Origin of the sequence: Streptomyces albipurpureus (assembly GCF_023701525.1) — a bacterium.
In the GTDB taxonomy this organism is placed as follows: domain Bacteria; phylum Actinomycetota; class Actinomycetes; order Streptomycetales; family Streptomycetaceae; genus Streptomyces; species Streptomyces albipurpureus.
Genome location: NZ_JAMQAW010000010.1, coordinates 77,123 through 97,783, shown reverse-complemented (window position 1 = coordinate 97,783; position 20,661 = coordinate 77,123). Strand labels below are relative to the sequence as shown.

General features: G+C 68.7%; 19 protein-coding genes. 14 read left to right on the top strand and 5 right to left on the bottom strand.

Going from position 1 to position 20,661, the window contains the following annotated elements:
- Positions 1 to 8 precede the first annotated feature (8 nt).
- The 9 genes from NBG84_RS12505 (at position 9) to NBG84_RS12465 (ending at position 10,328) form a co-directional block, all read left to right on the top strand.
- Positions 9 to 1,085 (top strand): ABC transporter ATP-binding protein, encoded by a 1,077-nt coding sequence (locus NBG84_RS12505; RefSeq protein WP_250919452.1) that lies wholly within the window; start codon positions 9 to 11, stop codon positions 1,083 to 1,085.
- Entirely contained in the window at positions 1,082 to 2,191 is a 1,110-nt protein-coding gene (locus NBG84_RS12500) for an ABC transporter ATP-binding protein (protein WP_250919451.1), read from the top strand. The genes NBG84_RS12505 and NBG84_RS12500 overlap by 4 nt, the downstream gene beginning before the upstream one ends.
- 217 nt (positions 2,192 to 2,408) lie before the next feature.
- Positions 2,409 to 3,344, top strand: a complete 936-nt coding sequence (locus NBG84_RS12495; protein ID WP_250919450.1) for a GNAT family N-acetyltransferase — start codon at positions 2,409 to 2,411, stop codon at positions 3,342 to 3,344.
- A gap of 132 nt (positions 3,345 to 3,476) precedes the next feature.
- A complete protein-coding gene (locus tag NBG84_RS12490; RefSeq protein ID WP_250919449.1) occupies positions 3,477 to 5,105 on the top strand; it encodes a peptide ABC transporter substrate-binding protein in 1,629 nt (542 codons plus the stop codon).
- Positions 5,106 to 5,266: 161 nt separating this feature from the next.
- Complete coding sequence (locus NBG84_RS12485) at positions 5,267 to 6,190, top strand: ABC transporter permease (RefSeq protein ID WP_250919448.1); 924 nt, start codon at positions 5,267 to 5,269, stop codon at positions 6,188 to 6,190.
- Positions 6,183 to 7,163 carry an ABC transporter permease gene (locus tag NBG84_RS12480; protein ID WP_250919447.1) on the top strand — a complete coding sequence of 327 codons (981 nt, stop codon included), beginning with the start codon at positions 6,183 to 6,185 and terminating at the stop codon, positions 7,161 to 7,163. Before NBG84_RS12485 ends, NBG84_RS12480 begins: the two co-directional genes overlap by 8 nt.
- A 10-nt stretch (positions 7,164 to 7,173) precedes the next feature.
- Positions 7,174 to 8,187 (top strand): ABC transporter ATP-binding protein, encoded by a 1,014-nt coding sequence (locus NBG84_RS12475; RefSeq protein ID WP_250919446.1) that lies wholly within the window; start codon positions 7,174 to 7,176, stop codon positions 8,185 to 8,187.
- Positions 8,180 to 9,214: an ABC transporter ATP-binding protein gene (locus tag NBG84_RS12470; protein ID WP_250919445.1), complete on the top strand. Its 1,035-nt coding sequence runs from the start codon at positions 8,180 to 8,182 to the stop codon at positions 9,212 to 9,214. Before NBG84_RS12475 ends, NBG84_RS12470 begins: the two co-directional genes overlap by 8 nt.
- Before the next feature lie 193 nt (positions 9,215 to 9,407).
- Complete coding sequence (locus NBG84_RS12465; RefSeq protein WP_250919444.1) at positions 9,408 to 10,328, top strand: hypothetical protein; 921 nt, start codon at positions 9,408 to 9,410, stop codon at positions 10,326 to 10,328.
- Positions 10,329 to 10,466: 138 nt separating this feature from the next.
- On the opposite strand, the gene NBG84_RS12460 is transcribed toward NBG84_RS12465, so the two are convergent.
- Positions 10,467 to 12,596, bottom strand: a complete 2,130-nt coding sequence (locus tag NBG84_RS12460; RefSeq protein ID WP_250919443.1) for a prolyl oligopeptidase family serine peptidase — start codon at positions 12,594 to 12,596, stop codon at positions 10,467 to 10,469.
- 158 nt (positions 12,597 to 12,754) lie between these two features.
- Here NBG84_RS12460 and NBG84_RS12455 point away from each other — a divergent pair, with 158 nt between their 5' ends.
- From NBG84_RS12455 to NBG84_RS12440, 4 genes are all read left to right on the top strand, one after another.
- Positions 12,755 to 12,949: a hypothetical protein gene (locus NBG84_RS12455; RefSeq protein WP_250919442.1), complete on the top strand. Its 195-nt coding sequence runs from the start codon at positions 12,755 to 12,757 to the stop codon at positions 12,947 to 12,949.
- 176 nt (positions 12,950 to 13,125) lie between these two features.
- Complete coding sequence (gene mshB, locus NBG84_RS12450; RefSeq protein WP_250919441.1) at positions 13,126 to 14,016, top strand: N-acetyl-1-D-myo-inositol-2-amino-2-deoxy-alpha-D-glucopyranoside deacetylase; 891 nt, start codon at positions 13,126 to 13,128, stop codon at positions 14,014 to 14,016.
- On the top strand, positions 14,013 to 14,423 hold the full coding sequence (locus NBG84_RS12445) for a DUF6113 family protein (RefSeq protein ID WP_250919440.1): 411 nt from the start codon (positions 14,013 to 14,015) through the stop codon (positions 14,421 to 14,423). Before mshB ends, NBG84_RS12445 begins: the two co-directional genes overlap by 4 nt.
- Positions 14,424 to 14,657: 234 nt before the next feature.
- Positions 14,658 to 16,712, top strand: coding sequence for a peptidoglycan binding domain-containing protein (locus NBG84_RS12440; protein WP_250919439.1), 2,055 nt, complete (start codon positions 14,658 to 14,660; stop codon positions 16,710 to 16,712).
- A gap of 169 nt (positions 16,713 to 16,881) precedes the next feature.
- Here NBG84_RS12440 and NBG84_RS12435 read toward each other — a convergent pair whose 3' ends face one another.
- The 4 genes from NBG84_RS12435 to NBG84_RS12420 form a co-directional block, all read right to left on the bottom strand.
- The gene (locus NBG84_RS12435) at positions 16,882 to 17,598 is read right to left on the bottom strand and encodes a DNA glycosylase AlkZ-like family protein (protein ID WP_250919438.1); all 717 of its coding nucleotides are present in this window, start codon (positions 17,596 to 17,598) and stop codon (positions 16,882 to 16,884) included.
- 75 nt (positions 17,599 to 17,673) lie between these two features.
- Positions 17,674 to 17,997, bottom strand: coding sequence for a DNA glycosylase AlkZ-like family protein (locus NBG84_RS12430; protein ID WP_250919437.1), 324 nt, complete (start codon positions 17,995 to 17,997; stop codon positions 17,674 to 17,676).
- A 196-nt stretch (positions 17,998 to 18,193) separates the two neighbouring features.
- Positions 18,194 to 19,042 (bottom strand): transglutaminase-like and tetratricopeptide repeat-containing protein, encoded by an 849-nt coding sequence (locus NBG84_RS12425; protein WP_250919436.1) that lies wholly within the window; start codon positions 19,040 to 19,042, stop codon positions 18,194 to 18,196.
- A 75-nt stretch (positions 19,043 to 19,117) separates the two neighbouring features.
- On the bottom strand, positions 19,118 to 20,131 hold the full coding sequence (locus tag NBG84_RS12420) for a GNAT family N-acetyltransferase (RefSeq protein ID WP_250919435.1): 1,014 nt from the start codon (positions 20,129 to 20,131) through the stop codon (positions 19,118 to 19,120).
- A gap of 115 nt (positions 20,132 to 20,246) precedes the next feature.
- Here NBG84_RS12420 and fdxA point away from each other — a divergent pair, with 115 nt between their 5' ends.
- A complete protein-coding gene (gene fdxA, locus NBG84_RS12415; protein WP_250919434.1) occupies positions 20,247 to 20,567 on the top strand; it encodes a ferredoxin in 321 nt (106 codons plus the stop codon).
- The last annotated feature ends 94 nt before the right edge of the window (positions 20,568 to 20,661 follow it).

The window sequence follows — 20,661 nt, the reverse complement described above, 5'->3', positions numbered from 1 at the left end:
GAACGACCGTGACCACTCTGACCAAGACCGAAGACACACCGGCCCCGACCGGGCCGGGGGCCTTCCTCTCGGTCCGCGACCTGCGGGTGCGGTTCTCCACCGAGGACGGCATCGTCAACGCGGTTGACGGCCTCTCCTTCGACGTCGAACGCGGTAAGACGCTGGGCATCGTGGGCGAGTCGGGCTCCGGCAAGTCCGTGACCAACCTGACCGTTCTCGGTCTGCACAACCGCAAGACCACCGCGATCGACGGCGAGATCCACCTCGACGGGCAGGAGCTGCTCAGCACCCCGGAGCGGGAGATGGAGAAGCTTCGCGGCAACAAGGTCGCGATGATCTTCCAGGACCCGCTGACGGCCCTCTCGCCGTACTACACGGTGGGCCGCCAGATCGCCGAGCCGTACATGAAGCACACCGGCGCCTCCAAGAAGGAGGCGAAGGCCCGCGCCATCGAGATGCTGGACAAGGTCGGCATCCCGCAGCCCGCGACGCGCTTCAACGACTACCCGCACCAGTTCTCCGGCGGTATGCGCCAGCGCGCCATGATCGCCATGGCACTGATCTGCGACCCCGATCTGCTGATCGCGGACGAGCCCACCACCGCGCTCGACGTGACCGTCCAGGCCCAGATCCTCGACCTGCTCAAGGACCTCCAGCAGGAGATGGGCTCGGCGATCATCTTCATCACCCACGACCTGGGCGTCATCGCCAACATGGCCGACGACCTGCTGGTGATGTACGCGGGACGGGCCGTGGAGCGCGGCTCGGTCCGTGAGGTGCTGCAGACGCCGAAGCACCCCTACACCTGGGGCCTGTTGAGCTCGATGCCGCGGCTGTCCAGCCCGCTGGACGAGGCGCTGATGCCGATTCCCGGCTCCCCGCCGAGCCTTCTCAACCCGCCGTCGGGCTGCCCGTTCCACCCCCGCTGCGCCTTCAGGAACGAGGTCAGCGGCGGACTCTGCTCAAGCGAGCGCCCCTCGCTGGCGGAGGGCCGCGCAGCGGCCTGCCACCTCACCGAGGACCAGAAGCAGACCATCTTCATCGACCAGATCGAGCCCCGCCTCGGTAGGGAGACGCAGACATGAGCGAGAACGTCGCCCTGCCGAAGCAGCAGGGAAAAACGAACACCACCGCCGCGGGTGAGCCGCTGCTCACCGTCGAGGGACTGACCAAGCACTTCCCGATCTACGGCGGCTTCCCCATCAAGCGCCAGGTCGGCGCGGTCAAGGCCGTCGACGGCATCGACCTGACGGTGTACTCCGGTGAGAGCCTCGGCCTCGTCGGAGAGTCCGGATGCGGCAAGTCCACCACCGGGCGACTGATCACCAAGCTGATGGACCCGACCGGCGGGAAGATCACCTACGCCGGTAGGGACATCACCCGGGCCACCCGCAAGCAGATGGCCCCGGTGCGGTCCGAGATCCAGATGATCTTCCAGGACCCGTACTCCTCGCTGAACCCGCGGCAGACCGTCGGCACGATCATCAAGTCGCCGATGGAGGTCAACGGGATCAACCCGCCCGGTGGGCGGGAGAGGCGGGTCCAGGAGCTGCTGGAGACCGTGGGTCTCAACCCGGAGCACTACAACCGCTTCCCGCACGAGTTCTCCGGCGGCCAGCGGCAGCGGATCGGTGTGGCCCGGGCGCTCGCGCTAGAACCGAAGCTGATCGTCGCCGACGAGCCGGTCTCGGCGCTCGATGTGTCGATCCAGGCGCAGGTCGTCAACCTGCTCAAGAAGGTCCAGGACGAACTGGGCATCTCCTTCCTCTTCATCGCTCACGACCTCGCCGTCGTGCGCCACTTCTCGCAGCGCGTGGCCGTGATGTACCTGGGCAAGGTGATGGAGGTCGCCGACCGCGACTCCCTCTACACCCGGCCGCGTCACCCCTACACCCACGCCCTGCTCTCGGCCGTGCCCGAGGCCGATGTGGACTCCGCGAAGAAGGAGCGGATCCGGCTCTCCGGCGATGTTCCCTCGCCGATCATGCCGCCGTCCGGCTGTCGCTTCCGTACCCGGTGCTGGAAGGCGCAGGACAAGTGCGCGACCGAGGAGCCGCCCCTGGTGCAGATCGCGGGAAGCCGCGATGGGCATCTGACGGCTTGCCACTTCCCGGAGGAGCCGTCGATCGAGGCCCGTACCGAGGACGTGGTGATGGACCCGGCGCTCGCCGCGCTGGAAGAGAAGCACTGAACGACCGCTTTCCCCACGGCTGAGGCCGCGGGTACCTCCTGCAACACCAGGAGGTACCCGCGGCCTCAGCCGTGCGACGGGGTTGACCGCGGAGGATGGCGCTCCTTCCTTCATCCCCGCCCGGACCACTCCGCCACCGGGTCAGCCCGCTCGGGGCCCGCTCGGGCTCGCCGAAAACACCTTGCACCACCCCTGTCACCCGGCGGACCCTGATCCGATGGATGAACTGATCGTGCGACCCGCCGTTCCCGGGGACGCGGCGGAGATCTGCCGACTGCTCAATGCCGTGGACCTCGCCGAGATCGGGCGGGCGGAGACGGATCAGCATGAGGTGGAGGCTGATCTCAGCCACCCCGAGGCGGCCCTGGAGGAGAACTCCTGGCTCGCCTTCCGCGGCGGTGAACTCGTCGGCTACGGACTGATGTGGGATGACTCGGGCGCCGAGCGCATCGATATGGACCAGTACATCCTCCCCGGGCACCAGGACGCGGGGGAGTATCTGCTCCAACTGATGGAGGCGCACGCCATACGCCGGGCCACGGGCAACGGCGCGAAGAAGGCCGTCGTCCATATGCATCTCAATGTCCGCCCGACCCTGGACACCACCCTCCTCATCGACCGAGGCTGGCACACCGTACGCCGCTATCACGCTCTCACCAGGGAACTGGCCCCCACCGTCGATCTGCTTCCCGAGCCGCCTCCAGGGCTCACCCTGCGGGACTGCCGCGAGGAGACGGACCGCAGAGCGGCGCACCGGTTGATCGAGGAGACGTTCGCGGAGCACTTCGACCACCAGACGCGCACCTACCAGCAGTGGCTGGACGACCGTGGCGCGCATATCGACTGGTCGCTGGTGTGGATCGCCTCGCTTCCCGGTACCGGCGATGTGGCCGTGCTGCTGACCCGCAACGATCGGGAGAGCATGGGCTGGATCAGCAATCTGGGGGTGCGCAAGGAAGCGCGGGGCCGGGGCATCGCCGGCCATCTGCTGCGCCATGCGTTCGGGGTGTACGCGGGGCTCGGGCGGGACACCCTCGGCCTCGGTGTGGACATCGGGAACGAGACGGGTGCGCTGCGGCTGTACGAGTCACACGGGATGACGACCCACTTCGCCGTGGACACCTGGGAGGTGACCCTACCGGCCGTCCCCTAGGCAGGTGCCTCGCCGTCCGGTGCGGTGTCGAAGGGGCCGACCCTTCGTCCAGACGGCGGCGGCTGACGTGCAGAATAGCCCTATATGGGGTGATATCCGTTCTAAGTGAGACTTAGGACTGGGAGGCACTCCATGCGTGGAGCCACGCACGCCAGATGGGCCGTATGCGCGGTGGCCGTCGCCCTCACGGCGACTGCCTGCGGAGGGGGCGGCGACAGCGGCGGCGGTGGCGCCAGCGGAATCGTCAGCGCTTCCTGGGGCGATCCGCAGAACCCGCTGGAGCCCGCGAACACCAATGAGGTGCAGGGCGGCAAGGTTCTCGACATGCTCTTCCGGGGCCTCAAGCGATACGACCCCAAGACCGGCGAAGCCCAGGACATGCTCGCCGAGAAGATCGACACCACCGACTCGACCAACTTCACCATCACCGTCAAGGACGGCTGGACCTTCAGCAATGGCGAGGCGGTGACCGCCAAGTCCTTCGTGGATGCCTGGAACTACGGCGCCGACCTAAGGAACAACCAGCGCAACGCCTACTTCTTCGGCTACATCGAGGGGTACGACAAGATTCACCCGGACTCCGGCGAGCCGACCACCAAGACCCTCTCCGGCCTCAAGGTCACCGGCGAGCGCACCTTCACGGTCAAGCTCAGCCAGAAGTTCTCCACCTGGCCGGAGACCCTTGGCTACTCCGCCTTCGCCCCCCTGCCCCAGGCGTTCTTCAGCGACCATGACTCCTGGCTCGCCAAGCCCGTCGGCAACGGCCCCTACGCCGTCGACTCCTACTCCCGTGGCTCCCAGATGTCCCTGCGCAAGTGGGACGACTACCCCGGCTCGGACAAGGCCCAGAACGGCGGTGTGGACCTCAAGGTCTACACGGACAACAACACCGCCTACACCGATCTGACCGCGGGCAATCTCGATCTCGTCGACGACGTTCCGGCCTCGCAGCTGAAGAACGTCAAGGCAGACCTCGGCGACCGGTACATCAACACCCCGGCCGGCATCATCCAGACCCTGGCCTTCCCGTTCTATGACGACGCGTGGAACGGGCCGAACGGTGAGAAGCTGCGCACCGGACTCTCCCGGGCGATCAACCGCCAGCAGATCACCGACACCATCTTCCAGAAGACCCGCACCCCCGCGAAGGACTGGACCTCGCCGGTACTGGGGGAGGACGGCGGCTTCAGCGACACCCTGTGCGGCGACGCCTGTGACTACAACCCCACCGAAGCGAAGAAGCTGGTCGCGGAGGGCGGCGGCATCCCGGGCGGTTCGATGAGGGTCTCGTACAACGCGGACACCGGCTCCCACAAGGACTGGGTCGACGCCGTCTGCAACAGCATCAACAACGCCCTCGGCAATGACCGCGCCTGTGTCGGCAACCCCATCGGCACCTTCGCCGACTTCCGCAACCAGATCACCCAGTCCAAGATGCCCGGCCCCTTCCGGGCCGGCTGGCAGATGGACTACCCGCTGATCCAGAACTTCCTCCAGCCGCTCTACTACACCAACGCCTCCTCCAACGACGGCAAGTGGACCAACGACGAGTTCGACAAACTCGTCGACCAGGCCAACGCCGAGAGCGACACCGCGAAGGCGGTGGAGACCTTCAAGCAGGCCGAGGAGGTCGTACGGGACCAGATGGCGGCCATTCCGCTCTGGTACCAGAACGGCAGCGCCGGCTACTCGACGCGTATCTCCAACGTGAAGCTGAACCCGTTCAGCGTCCCCGTCTACGACGAGATCAAGGTCAACTGACGGCCGAGGGCGACCGGCCCGGCGTGACCCACCCGCGCCGGGCCGCACCCCTTCCTCGGTGACCCGGTGACCCGGTGACCCGGTGACCCGGTGACCCCGGCGACCGAGGGCTCGACCGTGAGATCCGGCACTGACCATGAACACGACCCCTGGAGCCCTTCATGGGACGTTATGTGATCCGGCGTCTGCTGCAGATGATCCCGGTCTTCTTCGGCGCCACGCTGTTGATCTTCCTCATGGTCAATGTGATGGGCGACCCCATCGCCGGTCTCTGCGGCCAGCGCCAGTGCGACCCCGCGACCGCGGCCCAGCTACGCAAGGAGTTCGGGCTCGACAAGCCCGTGTGGCAGCAGTACCTGACCTATATGGGCCATGTCTTCACCGGAGACTTCGGCACCGCCTTCAACGGCCAGCCCGTCACCGAACTGATGGCCTCGGCCTTCCCGGTCACCATCCGACTCACCATCGTCGCCATCTGCTTCGAGATCATCATCGGCATCACCCTCGGCGTACTCACCGGGCTCCGCCGCGGCCGCCCCATCGACACCACCATTCTGCTGCTGACCCTGGTGGTGATCTCCGTCCCCACCTTTGTCACCGGTCTCCTCCTCCAACTGCTGCTGGGGGTGGAGTGGGGCATCATCAAGCCCGCGGTATCGCCCGAGGCCCCCTTCAACGAGCTACTGATCCCGGGGCTGGTGCTCGCGTCCGTATCGCTGGCGTACGTCACCCGGCTCACCCGGACCTCCATCGCCGAGAACGCCCGCTCCGACTACGTCCGTACCGCCAAGGCCAAGGGCCTGCCCAGACGCCGGGTCATCACCCGGCATCTGCTGCGCAACTCACTGATCCCGGTGGTCACCTTCATCGGAACGGACATCGGCGCACTGATGGGCGGCGCGATCGTCACCGAGCGCATCTTCAACATCCATGGCGTCGGCTACCAGCTCTACCAGGGCATCGTCCGCCAGAACACCCAGACCGTCGTCGGCTTCGTCACCGTGCTGGTGCTGGTGTTCCTGCTGGCCAACCTCATCGTGGACCTGCTGTACGCCGTACTCGACCCAAGGATCCGCTATGCCTGAGCCGCGGTACGACGACGACGGAGCGATCGCATCCACCGGCGCGGGCGGTGCGATGGACCTCGCCACCAGCGAGGGCGAGACGCTTGAGAGGACCCCGGGCGGACCACTGGGCACCGGCCCCGAAGGCAAACCCCGCAGCCTGTGGTCCGACGCCTGGCGCGATCTACGCCGCAACCCCGTCTTCATCATCTCCGGCCTGATCATCGTCTTCCTCGTGATCATCTCGATCTGGCCGTCCCTGATCGCCTCCGGCAATCCGCTCCAATGCGACCTCGCCAAAGCCCAACAGGGCTCCCAGCCCGGCGCCCCCTTCGGCTACAACGGCCAGGGCTGCGACGTCTACACCCGAGTGGTCTACGGGGCCCGCACCTCGGTCACCGTCGGCGTCTGCGCCACCCTGGGCGTGGCCCTCCTCGGCTCCGTACTCGGCGGACTCGCGGGCTTCTTCGGCGACGGCTGGGATTCGATCCTCTCCCGTCTCACCGACATCTTCTTCGGCATCCCGGTGATCCTCGGCGGGCTGGTGCTGCTCTCCGTGGTGAGCTCCACCACCGTCTGGCCCGTGGTCGGATTCATGGTGCTGCTGGGCTGGCCGCAGATCTCCCGGATCGCGCGCGGATCGGTCATCACCGCCAAACAGAACGACTACGTCCAAGCCGCACGGGCGCTGGGCGCCTCCAACAGCCGACTGCTCCTTCGGCACATCGCGCCCAACGCGGTGGCGCCCGTGATCGTCGTCGCCACCATCGCGCTGGGCACCTTCATCTCCCTGGAGGCGACCCTGTCCTACCTCGGCGCCGGACTGAAACCGCCCACGGTCTCCTGGGGCATCGACATCTCCTCCGCTTCCCCCTATATCCGCAATGCCCCGCACATGCTCCTCTGGCCGGCCGGAGCCCTGGCGATCACCGTGCTGGCGTTCATCATGCTCGGCGACGCGGTGCGCGACGCCCTCGACCCGAAGCTGCGCTGAGGAGCCTGTCATGAGCACGAGCACCGCCCCCCTGCTCGACGTGCGCGATCTCCAGGTCGAGTTCCACACCCGCGATGGAGTGGCCAAGGCCGTCAACGGCGTCAGCTACACCGTCGACGAGGGCCAGACGCTCGCCGTGCTCGGCGAATCCGGCTCCGGGAAGTCCGTCACCGCCCAGGCCATCATGGGCATCCTCGACACACCCCCCGGCAAGATCGCCGGTGGGCAGGTCCTCTTCCGCGGCCAGGACCTGCTGAAGCTCAAGGAGGAGCAGCGCCGCAAGATCCGTGGCTCCGAGATGGCCATGATCTTCCAGGACGCGCTCTCCTCGTTGAACCCGGTGCTGAGCGTCGGCGACCAGCTCGCCGAGATGTTCACCGTCCACCGGGGCATGTCCAAGAAGGACGCCCGCGCCAAGTCCATCGAGCTGATGGAGCGGGTGGGCATCCCCGGTGCCAAGGAGCGCGTACGGCAGTATCCGCACCAGTTCTCCGGCGGTATGCGCCAGCGCATCATGATCGCGATGGCCCTGGCCCTGGAACCGGCCCTGATCATCGCCGACGAACCCACCACCGCCCTTGACGTCACCGTCCAGGCCCAGGTGATGGACCTCCTCGCGGGGCTCCAGAGCGAACTGAACATGGGACTGATCCTGATCACCCATGACCTCGGCGTCGTCGCGGACGTCGCCGACCGGATCGCCGTGATGTACGCGGGACGGATCGTGGAGACCTCTCCCGTCCATGACATCTACCAGGCGCCCGCACACCCCTACACCCGCGGACTGCTCCGGTCGATTCCCCGTCTGGACCAGAAGGGACGGGAGCTCTACGCGATCAAGGGCCTACCACCCAATCTGATGAACATCCCACCCGGCTGCGCCTTCAATCCGCGCTGCCCGCTGGCCCAGGACATCTGCCGAACCGATGAGCCGCCGCTGTACAAGGTGTCCCGGGAGCGAGCCAGCGCCTGCCACTTCTGGCAGCGCACACTGGAAGGAGAGGAGGCGGCAACCGATGACTGAGGCGATCCTCGAAGTCCGCGACCTGGCCAAGCACTATCCGCTCACCCAGGGAATCCTCTTCAAGAAGCAGGTGGGCGCGGTCCGGGCGGTGGACGGCGTCGACCTCGACCTGATCACCGGAGAGACACTCGGCATCGTCGGCGAATCCGGATGCGGCAAGTCCACCCTCGCCAAGATGATCGTCCATCTGGAGCGCCCCACCGCCGGCACCATCCGCTACAAGGGCGAGGACATCACCAAGCTCTCCGGACGCGCGCTGAAAGCGGTCCGGCGCAATATCCAGATGGTCTTCCAGGACCCCTACACCTCCCTCAACCCCCGGATGACGGTCGGCGACATCATCGGCGAGCCCTATGACATCCACCCCGAGGTGGCGCCCAAGGGGGATCGACGGCGTCGGGTGCGGGAACTGCTCGACGTGGTGGGCCTCAACCCCGAGTACATCAACCGCTATCCGCATCAGTTCAGCGGTGGCCAGCGCCAACGCATCGGCATCGCCCGCGGCCTCGCGCTCCAACCGGAGATCATCGTCGCCGATGAGCCCGTCTCCGCCCTCGATGTCTCGGTGCAGGCGCAGGTCATCAACCTACTCGCCGGACTTCAGGACGAGTTCGATCTGACCCTGATGTTCATCTCCCATGACCTCTCCATCGTGCGGCATATCTCGGACCGGGTCGGCGTGATGTATCTGGGGCGGGTGGTGGAACTGGGGCGCGACGAGGAGATCTACGACCACCCCACGCACCCGTACACCCAAGCGCTGCTCTCGGCGGTCCCGGTCCCCGATCCCGAGGCGCGCGAGCACCGCGAACGGATCATCCTCGGCGGCGATGTTCCCTCGCCGGCGAACATCCCGTCCGGCTGCCGCTTCCGCACCCGCTGCTGGAAGGCACAGGAGCGGTGCGCCCTGGAGGTGCCGCTGCTCGCGGTGCCCGCAGTCTTCCGGCTGGCCGAGCCGGGCCCGGCCCAGCACCCGTCGGCCTGCCACTTCGCGGAGGAGAAGAAGGTGGTGCCCACCGCGGAGTGAAGCAGCGCTCCGGGGCGTTTTACCTAGGGGCAACGTGTCTGTCGCGGTCCCGATATACGGACCGGGCAAGCTCGGACGGGTACGGCCGTGCGGGTGCCGTAGACCGGCCGGGGGTTCCTGAAGAACCTCCCGGCCGGTCGGTCGTCCGAGCACGCTCTTGTCCCGCCGCCCAGGGCGGATGCAGGATCGCAGGGTGACTCTTACCAGGGGAGCCCAGATCACCGGAGCGGCGCTCTGCGCGGTGCTCGCGGCGATCGAGGGCGGCTGGCTCGTCCGGGACCTGTCGGCAGCGCGGTCCTCACTCGATCTATGGAACTTCTGGACCGGCCAGCTGCGGACCCTGTCCCTGACGACGACCCTGGAGGATCTGCTTCTCCTGCTGGTGTACCTCACGGTCCTGGCCTCGGCCGTGCGGCACCGCGTCACCGCCGGTGCGCTGGTGGCGGCCGGATTGGTCACCATCGCGGTACGACTACCGGGCCTATGGGTGCTCACCTCCTCCTGGATGGATCTACGGGCCACGGACGAACTGCGGATACGGGCCGTCTACACCGCCTTCGGCTCCCTGGGGCTGGGCGTGGGCCTGCTGATCACCGCACTGGCGGGCGCCCGCCAGCCGCGCCGGTTACCCGGGCGAACCCCGCTGCTGGTCTCGATCCTGCTGGGCGCCGCTGCCGTGGTCCTCGCGGCCTGGGAGATCCGTACCGCCGCACTGTCCCCCCACGATCACTATGCCGACCGCTTCACCGGTAGCGAGTCGGCGCTGCTGCCGCTCCTCGGCATCCCGCCGGGCTGGCTGACGGCGGTCACCGTACTGCTCGCACTGGTGGCGGCACTGGGCGGCACTCGCCCGATCGGCCTGGTGGGCGGGATGCTCGTCCTGGCGGCGGGGATACGGGGAGCGGGCACCGGGCTCCGCAACCAGTGGATGGGGCGGCTCGACCAGTCATCGGTCGAGGACAAGCTGATCGTGCTGTCCTGGGGGTTCGAGGCAGCCGCCGGGGCGATGGTGTTGGTGCTGCTGGTGGGACACAAGCCCCAGGCGGCCCTGGCGCCCACCGAGCCCCAGGCCCTGGGTCCGCCACCGCCGTCCTGCCGCCCACCGGGATGGTGAGTCGGCGCGGGTGATCTCCCCGCGCGCAAGGCCTCACCCGGTGGCGGGCTCCCCCTGCCGAACGGCCTCCGCCCAGTCGCCCCGGCCCGCGCCCGCGGGCCGGATGAGCCCGCTGGCCGGCACCGGCCGTGCGGGTGGTCAGCCCAAGGCGCGCTTCAGGAAGCCCACTTGGAGCAGGAGGAGGTTCTCCGCGATCTGTTCCTGCGGTGTCATATGCGTCACCCCGCTCAGCGGTAGCACCTCATGCTCCCGCCCGGCCGCCAGCAGCGCCGATGACAGCCGCAGACTGTTGGCCGCCACCACGTTGTCATCGGCCAGCCCATGGATGATCATCAGCGGCCGGGCCGGGTTCTCCGGAGCGCTCAGCCCGTCCTCAGTCACCAGTGAGTTCGCCGTGTACACCGCGGGCTGAGCCGCGGGGTCCCCCAGATAGCGCTCCGTGTAGTGGGTGTCGTAGAGCCGGAAGTCCGTCACCGGAGCGCCCGCGATCCCGGCGTGGAACACGTCCGGTCGGCGCAGCACCGCGAGCGCCGCCAGATAGCCCCCGTAGGACCAACCCCGAATCCCCACCCGCCCCAGATCCAGCGGATAGCGCTCCGCCAGATTGTGCAGGGCGTCGATCTGGTCGTCCAGAGTCAGCGGAAAGTTATCCTTGATGGACTTCTCCCAGGCCGGGGAGCGGCCCCGAGAGCCACGTCCGTCCGCGACGATCACCGCGAATCCCTGGTCCGCGAACCACTGGGAGGTGAGATGGCTGTTCTGGGCCGCGTAGACGCGTTGACCACGCGGCCCGGCGTAGGGATCGAGCAGTACCGGAAGCGGCCCGTCCGACTCCTGGTACTCCTGTGGCAGCAGCACCGCGCACGGAATCCGCCGTACCCCCACCTCGCTCAGTCGGGGTCGCGCGGTCAGTACCGGCCGTTCGGCATGGGAGGCGATGGATGCCAGGGCCTCGCCGTCCCGCAGGAGGCGGTACGAGGTCCCGGGGGCCTCAAGACGGGCCGAGGCCAACACGGTGAGCGCTCCCGAGCGGACGGCCGTATGCACACCCCGCCCTTCCGAAACGCGTTCGATGCCCTGCTCGGTCACCCGGTAGACATGGATCTCGCCGATCTCGGGGTGGGCGGCCTCCTCGCCGGCCGCCGCCAGTAGCAGGACGTCGTTCTCGCCGACGTCAAGCACCGCTCGCGGCTGGAGCGAGGGCCCCGTCCACATCTGGTCGCCCACCGCCAGTACCCGTGCGCCGCCTACATCGACGATTCGCACCAGGGCGCCGCCGGGGCCCCATACCGGTACTCCATCACATAGATCCAGCCATGCCGAATCTTCGTCAATATGGACGGTCCGGGTGTCACCACTTTCGGTATCCACCGCTAGATAGCGCTGAATTCGCTGGTCCCGGCTTTGGACTAGCAGGATCGGTGCACCTGCCTTTGACCAGTGCACTCGTGCGAGATAGGGGAACTGAGTACGATCCCAGCCAATTTCCCGGCGCTCGCCCTCCAGGGAAACCAAGAACAGCCGTACCTCGGCATTGGACGTTCCCGCTGTTGGGTACGCCAATCGCTCCGGGGCCCGATCGGGATGTGCCGGGTCCGGAATCCACCAGCGCCGCACCTCGCGCTGGTCCACCCGCGCCACCAGCAGCCGGTCCGAATCCGGCGACCACCAGAAGCCCCTGAGCCGCCCCATCTCCTCGGCCGCGATGAACTCCGCAGTCCCGTAGGAGACATCCTCCCCCTCGGGCTCGGCGAGCGCCCGGTCCCCCTCGCCCTCGGCCTCCACGACCCGCAGCGCACCGCCCGACGCATAGGCGATACGGCGGCCGTCAGGAGACGGCCGAGGATCGACCACCGGCCCGTGCGCGGGCAGCTCGCGGGTGGTGCCGGCCCGCAACTCGGCGGTGAACAGCCGCCCTGACAGGGCGAACGCGGCCAACTCGGCTGCCCCATCCACTGCGTAGGCCACAATTCCGGTGCCGCCCTCGCGGCTCCGTTCGCGCCGTGCCCGCTCTTCGGTGGACAGTTGTTCGTCCGTGCCACCGAGGAGGACCTCAGGATCGGCGGCCAGTCTCTCCCGGGTCTGACCGGTGCCGGCTTCGAGATCCATGACCCACAGCTGACCGCGCCGGTCGGTACCGGACGGGGAGCGGATGAAGATCACCCGAGAACCGTCCGGGGAGATGGTGAAGGACCGGGGTGCGCCCAGCGTGTAGCGCTGGGTCCTGGCGTACTGGCGCGGAAAGGAGAGCTGCGTCCTCATGGTCATATGACCGAACCTAGCGGTCGTGCGCCCCCGTGTGCTGCCGTGCACCGATCGATGCGTTGGCACGGATAGTTATGATCCGTAGCGCAAGGTGGGTAGGAACCACCTGGCTCATGCGACCTGCCTGTCCCCCGACCGAATATCTGTGGAGGTGAACCGCCGTGGCCCTCTCGATTTCGGCGGTGTTGCTGCTGGCGATCATCATGTTCCTGCTGATCCGGAAGTCCGGACTCAAAGGTGGGCACGCGGCGATCTGCGTGTTGCTCGGGTTCTATCTCGCTAGCTCGTCCATTGCCCCGACGATCAATGACTTGACCACGAACGTCGCCGGAATGATTGGCGACTTCAAGTTCTAACCACGTTCCCGCGTCCCGGCGACGCCTTCAGCGGCTCTTGTGATCCTTCTGCGGTCCTTCGCGGTTGTTTCTGTCGTCCCAGTCGTCGCTTCTGACCACCGGGAGTTGCAAATCCAGCCACGGAGGGCCGCACGTTCTCGCCCGGCGGTGCGGTTCGCCCTCGTAGGCTGTCCCGTATGAAGGATCCCTCCACCCGTCGTCTGCTCCTGGTGCACGCACACCCGGACGATGAGTCGATCAACAATGGCGTCACGATGGCCAGGTACGCCGCCGTCGGCGCCCAGGTCACCCTGGTGACGTGCACCCTCGGAGAAGAGGGTGAGGTCATCCCGCCGGACCTCGCCCATCTCGCGCCCGACCGAGAAGATCAGCTCGGGCCCCATCGCATAGGCGAACTGGCCGCCGCGATGAAGGAGCTCGGTGTGACCGACCACCGCTTCCTCGGCGGTCCCGGGCGCTTCCGCGACTCCGGGATGATGGGTACCGAGCAGAACCGCCGCGAAGGCGCGTTCTGGGCGACCCCGGTCGACGATGCCGCCGGACACCTGGTGGAGATCATCCGCTCGGTACGTCCCCAGGTGCTGGTGACCTACGACCCCACCGGCGGGTACGGACACCCCGATCACATCCAGGCGCACCGCGTGGCCATGCGCGCTGTCGAGCTGGCAGCGGAGCGTGCCTACCGCCGTGACCTCGGTGAACCGCACACCATCACCAAGGTCTACTGGAACCGGGTGCCGCGCTCGGTGGCGGAAGAGGCCTTCGCCCGACTCCACGCCGATGCTGACGCCGGCTTCGTGGGCATCGCACCGATCGAGGACGTCCCGGGCGTGGTCGATGACGCACGGATCACCGCCGAGATCGACGGGACGAAGTACGCGGAGCGCAAGGCCGCGGCGATGGCCGCCCACGCCACCCAGATCACCGTGGTCGGAACCAACTTCGTGCTCTCCAACCGGCTCGGGCAGCCGATCCTCGCCACGGAGTACTACGAGTTGGCACAGGGCGCGCCGGGCGCGCCCGAGGGCGAACGCGAACGCGACCTCTTCGCGGGAGTGACCGGATGAACCCCCCGCAAGCCCCCGGGGCATGGCTCACCAGGCCGGCGCGACCCGGCCGGATCGCGGCCTATCTGGGGCTCGCCCTGCTCGGCGCGGTCGTCGGTATCGCGGGCTCGCTCATCCAAGGGGCCTGGTTCCCCGGTGGGTTGCTGCTCGCCCTCCTGGCCGCCGCCGCTCTCTTCTACGGCTCCGCACGGGCGACGGACACCCAGTTCGGCGCGATCTCATCGGCCGCGGGCTGGCTGATCGCGATCATCGCCCTCAGCACCGGGCGCGCCGAAGGCGATGGTCTCTTCTCGGCCGGAATCGGACCACTTGCGTACATCGTCGTCGGTATGGCCCTCGCTGTGATGTGCGCCACGCTGGTGCGCACCACGCAACCGGGCGGCGATAAACCTCGACTTGACACATAAGGCCCTGTGGCGACCCCACGGCAAACGGTGGATCGGCGGACTTCTAGGGTGTACCGCCACGGAGGGTGGTACACCCTCGAACTGACCATCCCCGTACGGTCGACGGGATGATGCTTTCCCAGCCGCACGGCGAGTGTCCTTGGCGGCCAGTATGGTGGTGCGCGCCGCCGAGCCGCCCACATCAGTAGCTATCCAGTAAGAAACGGGCGGCGAAGCCAACCGGGAGAACCTGCTTTGAGTCGTGAAACTGACAGTTCGTCCTCCGGGCCCCAGGGGCGTGGAGGAGCCGCGTACCCCTCAGGGACACCGCCCTATGGATCGCGCCAGTATCCGTCGCTGCACCCGACGCAGGACGCTCCGGACGGAGCGGCGGCCGATGCCGCCGATACGGCTCGTGACCCCAGGCCGGATGCCCGTGTGCAGTCCCTGAGCAAGCCGAAGCCCGAACCCAGGACCGAGACCACGCTGACGACCCGCATCCGGATCAACATTCCGGGCTCGCGGCCGATCCCGCCCGTCGTCATGCGCAAGCCCATGAGCGAAGCCGAGGTCGAGGCATCGACCAAGGCGCCGGGCGCACCCGCTGAACAGGATGCCGAACGGACCACCGCCATGCCGGCGATAGGCGGCCCCGTCGCCCCCGCGCCGCCCCTGGTGCCGGCGCAGCCAGGGGAGAAGTCCCCGTCAAGCGACTGGTTCGCACCCCGCAAGGGCGGTACGAACGGGGCCGGGATTCCCTCGCCCGCAGGGGGAGACCGGGACACCGGGCACACCGTCCCGGGGCAGACGGGCGGATCGAAGGGCTCGCCCGGCTCGCTCGACGAGTTGGCCGCCAACGCCGGCACATCGGCCACGGCGCGTCAGCATCCGACAGGAGCGACCGCCGGGCCGGCGCAGGGCAATATGCCGGTCCGCTCCCGCCAGGGCGGTGGAGCGGGCGGCCAGGAGACCGGAGGTCCCGCGGCTCCCCCGCGGGGTGCCGAAGGTCCAGGAGCCACCGCTCGGGGGGCCGCGCCCAGCCCGCCAGCGCCCCGAATGTCCGATGACACCGCCGTACTGACCCCCCAGAAGCCGATTCCCGATGCCGCCGGGGCCTCCGCTCCGGGCAGCCAGGTCTCCGGAGACACCCTGACCAGCGGCATTGACCCGGTGCCCGCCGGGGCCACCGGCTCGGGTCCTCATGGGCGCCGCCCGGGTGGAGACTTCGCCCCGGCGGACTTCCCCAGCGGTCCCGGCGGTCCCGGCGGTCCGGTCGCACCCGCCGGTGCTGGCTCGGGTCGTGGGGCCTCCACCGCGACGGGAACCCCGGCCGCGCGCCCCGCACCACCGCCACCCCCGGCCAAGAAGGGGCGCTCCAAGGTGGTGCTCCTGGGCGTCGGGGTGATCGGACTGCTGAGCGTCGCCTATGGCGCGGGCCTGCTGCTGAACCACTCCGAGGTGCCGAAGAAGACCACGGTCCTCGGTGTGGACATCGGTGGTGGCACCAAGGAACAGGCGGTCGTCAAGCTCGACGACGCCCTCGGCAAGCGCGCCGCCACCCCGCTTCAGCTCACCATCGGAAGCAAGAAGGTGCAGCTCCCTCCCGACAAGGCGGGGTTGTCGCTGGATAGCCAGACCACGGTCCGCAAGGCCGCGGGCAGCGACTACAACCCGATCTCGGTGATCGGCTCCCTCTTCGGTGAGCAGCGCGTCGCCGAACCGGAGATCGTCGTCGACGAGGAGAAGCTGAGCGTCGCGCTCGCCGATCTCGCGGGTGAATCCGGCTCGGCGGTCGAGGGCACGATCACCTTTGAACCGAACAAGGTCACAGCCGTACCGGGCAAGCCGGGCAACGGGCTCGATGTCGCCCGATCGATGACCTCCGTGAAGGACGCCTACCGGGCCCAGGTCGAGACCGGCCGACCGAACGCGATCCAACTGCCCGTCGTCTCTCGTGAGCCGACCGTCAGCCAGGCGGAGATCGAGCGGGCGATGAAGGAGTTCGCGAAGCCGGCGATGTCCGATCGGATCTTGATCACAGCCGGGGGCAGGGAGATCCCGTTCGGCCCGGCCAAGTCGCTGCCGCGGATCCTGTCGATGAAGCCGATCGACGGCAAGCTGGTGGAGGTCTACAACAAGAAGGCGATCGAAGAGCTTCTCGGAGGCATCTTCGACGGGGTCATGATCACCAAGGGTGATGGCAAGAAGCACCAGCTCAATGCCGATGACGTGGCCCAGGCAATGGGTCCGGCACTGCGCGGTAAGACGCCGCAGGAGCGTGTTGCCGTGATCGAACTCAACCCGAACTGAGCCCCGTCAGCCGCTGTTCCATCCGATGCCCGGTCCGCTCCTCGCAGGGGCTGCCGGGCATCGGGCCTTTCCCAGCCGATGAGACAGGGCCAGCCGGTGAGACAGGGCCAGCCGATGAGGCGGGAGCCGCCTGTGGAGAGACCGCTTGGGAGTGATTCCGGCCGGCGGATCAGCGCTCGTCCTCCCGGGGCCGCCCTTCTCCCGACTCACTCGGAAGGGTGAAGAAACGGGCCACGGCGGCTGCCTTCCGTGCCGCCCCCTCCTCGACCCGCGCGGACAGCGACCCGAACGGTTCGATCCGCACGCTGCCGCGAACCGTCTCACGGCGCCCACGGCTCCAGGTGGCCACCGTGAGGCCGTCCACCGCCACGGTGGGTCGAATCTGCCCGCCCCCGGGCCACACCTGGCGCTCAAAGGCGTCCGGTACGGCCTGGGCACGGCTGCGACAGCCCACCAGACAGCCGTCGTAGGCGGGCAGCAGCCGTACATCACCGGCGTCGACGCCCTGGGGCGTTGTCGCACTGTCCACCGGCACCGTGAGGCCGTGCGCACCGTAGGGGGCGATCTCCCCGCCCGCCACCAGCGTTCGCCACGCCTGGCGCGCCGTGGTGAGCGGCAGCCCCGACCAGACGGCGAAGTCCGCCGCCTCGGCCGGAGCGTGACCGTGCAGATAGCGGCGGGCGAGTTCCACCACGGCGTCCTCCGCTTCCCACCGGGGTGGCTGGGTCTCACGGCGGGGCAGCCAGTCGTCCAGGAGTGCGAAGCCCGCGTCGGACCCGCGGCGGGGGCCGTGGCAGATGATCCCGGAGAGCGCCGCATGGCGGATCAGATGAAAAGGGGCCTGACCGGTCGGGGGATGCCCACCGCGACGAGTCGCTCCGCCCATTCGCCCCGGGTGAGCGGTCCCTGGGCGGTGATCGCGTTCCGGATCACCGCCCAGCCGCGTTCCCGGCCCCCCCCCTCATCGAGGCCCAGCGCGCGGTATCGATGACCGGCGGCCGCCATCAGCCGGGGTGCGAGCAGCGCCAGGACCCACCCGCGGGTCCTCGCTGGGGACGGTGTGCAAGGTGCCGCGCATCAGCCAGGTCCGGACGATGCCGCGCTCATCCTCGTACGCCCGACGGATCTCCTCGGGGCCGATGCCGTCGGCCCGTGCGCGAATGCCCGGATCGGCGGCGACGGCGTCCTGCGCCTGAATGGCGAAGACACGCCGTACGACCGCCACCGCCGAGCTCTCGCGTACCGCGCCGCCCAACGCCTGCGACCTGGCACGCGACAGCCGCACCTGCTCCGGGCCGGGCTCCGCCGACGCTGCCGTCCTCCGCCTCCTCCGATGCCGCCACGCGCCCTCGGCGCCGAGCCGGCACGGCACAACGGGCGCCGGTCCACCGCTGCCACCGGCACGGCCGCACCCGGGCCGGCAACGACGGGCATCGGCGCTCGATCAGTGCCCGGCTTCCGTCCCGGCGGACCGATGAGCTCTAGTTCAGCCTCGCCCGAGCCGCCCGGGCCCGCCCTCTGAGCGCCTCAGCGGCCGAAGGCTCCACGGCCGCGACCACCTCCGCGTAGGCGTCCAACTCGGCCGCCCCGGTCAGGAAGTCGCCGCGCTGGACCAGCAGTTGCGCCCGCTCATAGCGCAGCCGCGCCGGATGCGAGGGCAGCAGCAGCGACAGTTCCACCGCCCAGAGCCCCACGTCGGACCGTTCGGGGCGAACGGCCGCCCAGGCCCTGATGTTGTTCAGGACGCGCAGAACCACATCGAGCGGCTGTGCGGGGGAGAGCGCCGAGGGTTCAATCGGGGTGCCCGTCGCCCCCACGACCAGGCGTTCCGCGTCCGGCCCGGTCAGCGGAGCGCCTCCGCCGAAGGGGTCGGCGAGCACCCGTGCGTCGGGACCGCCCAACTCCTGCGGATCGCCGAAACCGACCACGAAGTGCCCGGGCAGGGCCACTCCGTAGACGGGTGCGCCCGCTCGCCGCGCGACCTCGATCCAGACCACCGAGAGCAGGATCGGCAGCCCTCGGCGGCTCCGTAGCACCTCGTGCAGCAGCGATGACTCAAGCTTCTGGTAGTCGCCGGGGGAGCCATGGAAACCGAGCCGGTCGCCGAGCAGGGCGGCCAGCGCCGTCGCCCAGCCGCGCGGGCTCTTGGCCCCGTAGGGGAGGAGCCCGGCGAGACGGTCCAGCTCCATCTGCGCGGCGTCCACCCCCGCGTCACCCAGTCTCGGGTCCGCGACCGCTCCCAGCAGCAGGCACAACAGCGAGAGGTCGGGACGTTCGGAGCGTGCCTCCTCGGCGAACCGCTCGCGGTGGTCGGTGCCATCGTCCTGCATATGCCGTCCCTGTCCGTCCAGGCGGGGGCCTGGTCTGTGTACCCGGCTTCGCCAGGGTCCCCGCTCCGGGCCCGGCTACACCGAGCGGAAGTGGTGGTAGCTGTGATGGGTGGCGAAGCCCATCCTGTCGTACAGCGCCCGCGCCCCTTCATTGTCCGCCTCCACCTGGAGCCAGGCCGCCGACGCGCCCTCGTCCAACGCACGCCTGGCCAGAGCGGTCATCACCGCGGTGGCCAGTCCTTGTCGACGCTGACCCGGGTCCGTCTCCACGGCCATGAACCCGGCCCAACGCCCGTCGACGACACATCGCCCGATGGCCGCTGGCGCCCCTTCAGCCGCCTCGGCGGAACCGGTGGCCGCGACTGAGGCGAACCAGACCGAAGGGCCGCTCGCCAGCACCTGGCGCAGGTGGTCCCCGTACTGTCCGGAGCGCTGATAGCGGTGCAGCCAGGCCTCGTCGACGGAGCGCGACAGCACGACCCGCTCCACGGGTGCGTCGAGATCGGCGATGGGTGCCAGCGCTGCGATCCGTACCAGCGCCGACACCTCGCGGTGCCAGCCCGCTGCCTCCAGTCGGGCGCAGAGCTGTTCCTGAGTGCCCGCCGCGCCGGTCGCCGTCTGGATGTACGCGGGCAGCCCGCGCTTGTCGTACCAGGTGCGCACATGGGCGAGAGCCGCGTCGAGGGGCAGGCCTGGATCGCCCAGCGGTAGTGCGGAGTTCGCGCGGCGGGTGAACCCACCGGACGCTCGCAACTCCCAGTCACCGAGGCGCTCGCTCTCCACGGGCTGCCAGGCCCGAGCCGTCACCCGGGCCAGCTCGGGGAAGTTCGCCGCAGGGCCGCGCCGGCGGGCGGGCGCCGGGGGTACGACCTTGCCCGCGACGAGCGCCGATTCCGAGATGTGGACGCTCTCCCCCGTCCGCCGTGTGACGAGGAGCACACCTTTGTCCCAGGATGTGAGAACGCCGATCGTGTCGGTGAACTTCTCACCACCCACCGAGGGGTCGGTGAGACGTCGGATTGATACGCGTTTGCCCACGTCATGGGGTGTAATACGGACTTCGAGCCGTCCAGAGCCAATGATTTCCACAGCTGTGCAAGCCCCTCCTGTTCGGATCGTCGTCAGGAACGGAGATACTAGATGTGGGCATCGACGACGCCGCGCTCCCGCGCAATGCCAGAGCCCTACCGAGAGGAACGACAGCGTGACCTACGTCATCGCGCAGCCTTGTGTAGACGTCAAGGACAAGGCGTGCATCGAGGAGTGCCCCGTCGACTGCATCTACGAGGGCTCCCGGTCCTTGTACATCCACCCGGACGAATGCGTCGACTGCGGGGCTTGTGAGCCCGTCTGCCCCGTCGAGGCGATCTTCTACGAGGACGACACCCCGGAGGAGTGGAAGGACTACTACAAGGCGAACGTCGAGTTCTTCGACGAGCTGGGTTCTCCCGGTGGTGCCTCCAAGCTCGGTCTGATCGAGCGTGACCACCCCTTCGTCGCCTCCCTCCCGCCGCAGAACGGCTAGGGCCGGCAAGTCGTCCGGTCCCGTGCGGTCGTCGTCCGCGCGGGACCGGGACGCGAGAGCCCCGGGCGAGGGCCCAGGGCTTCAAGGTGCGCGC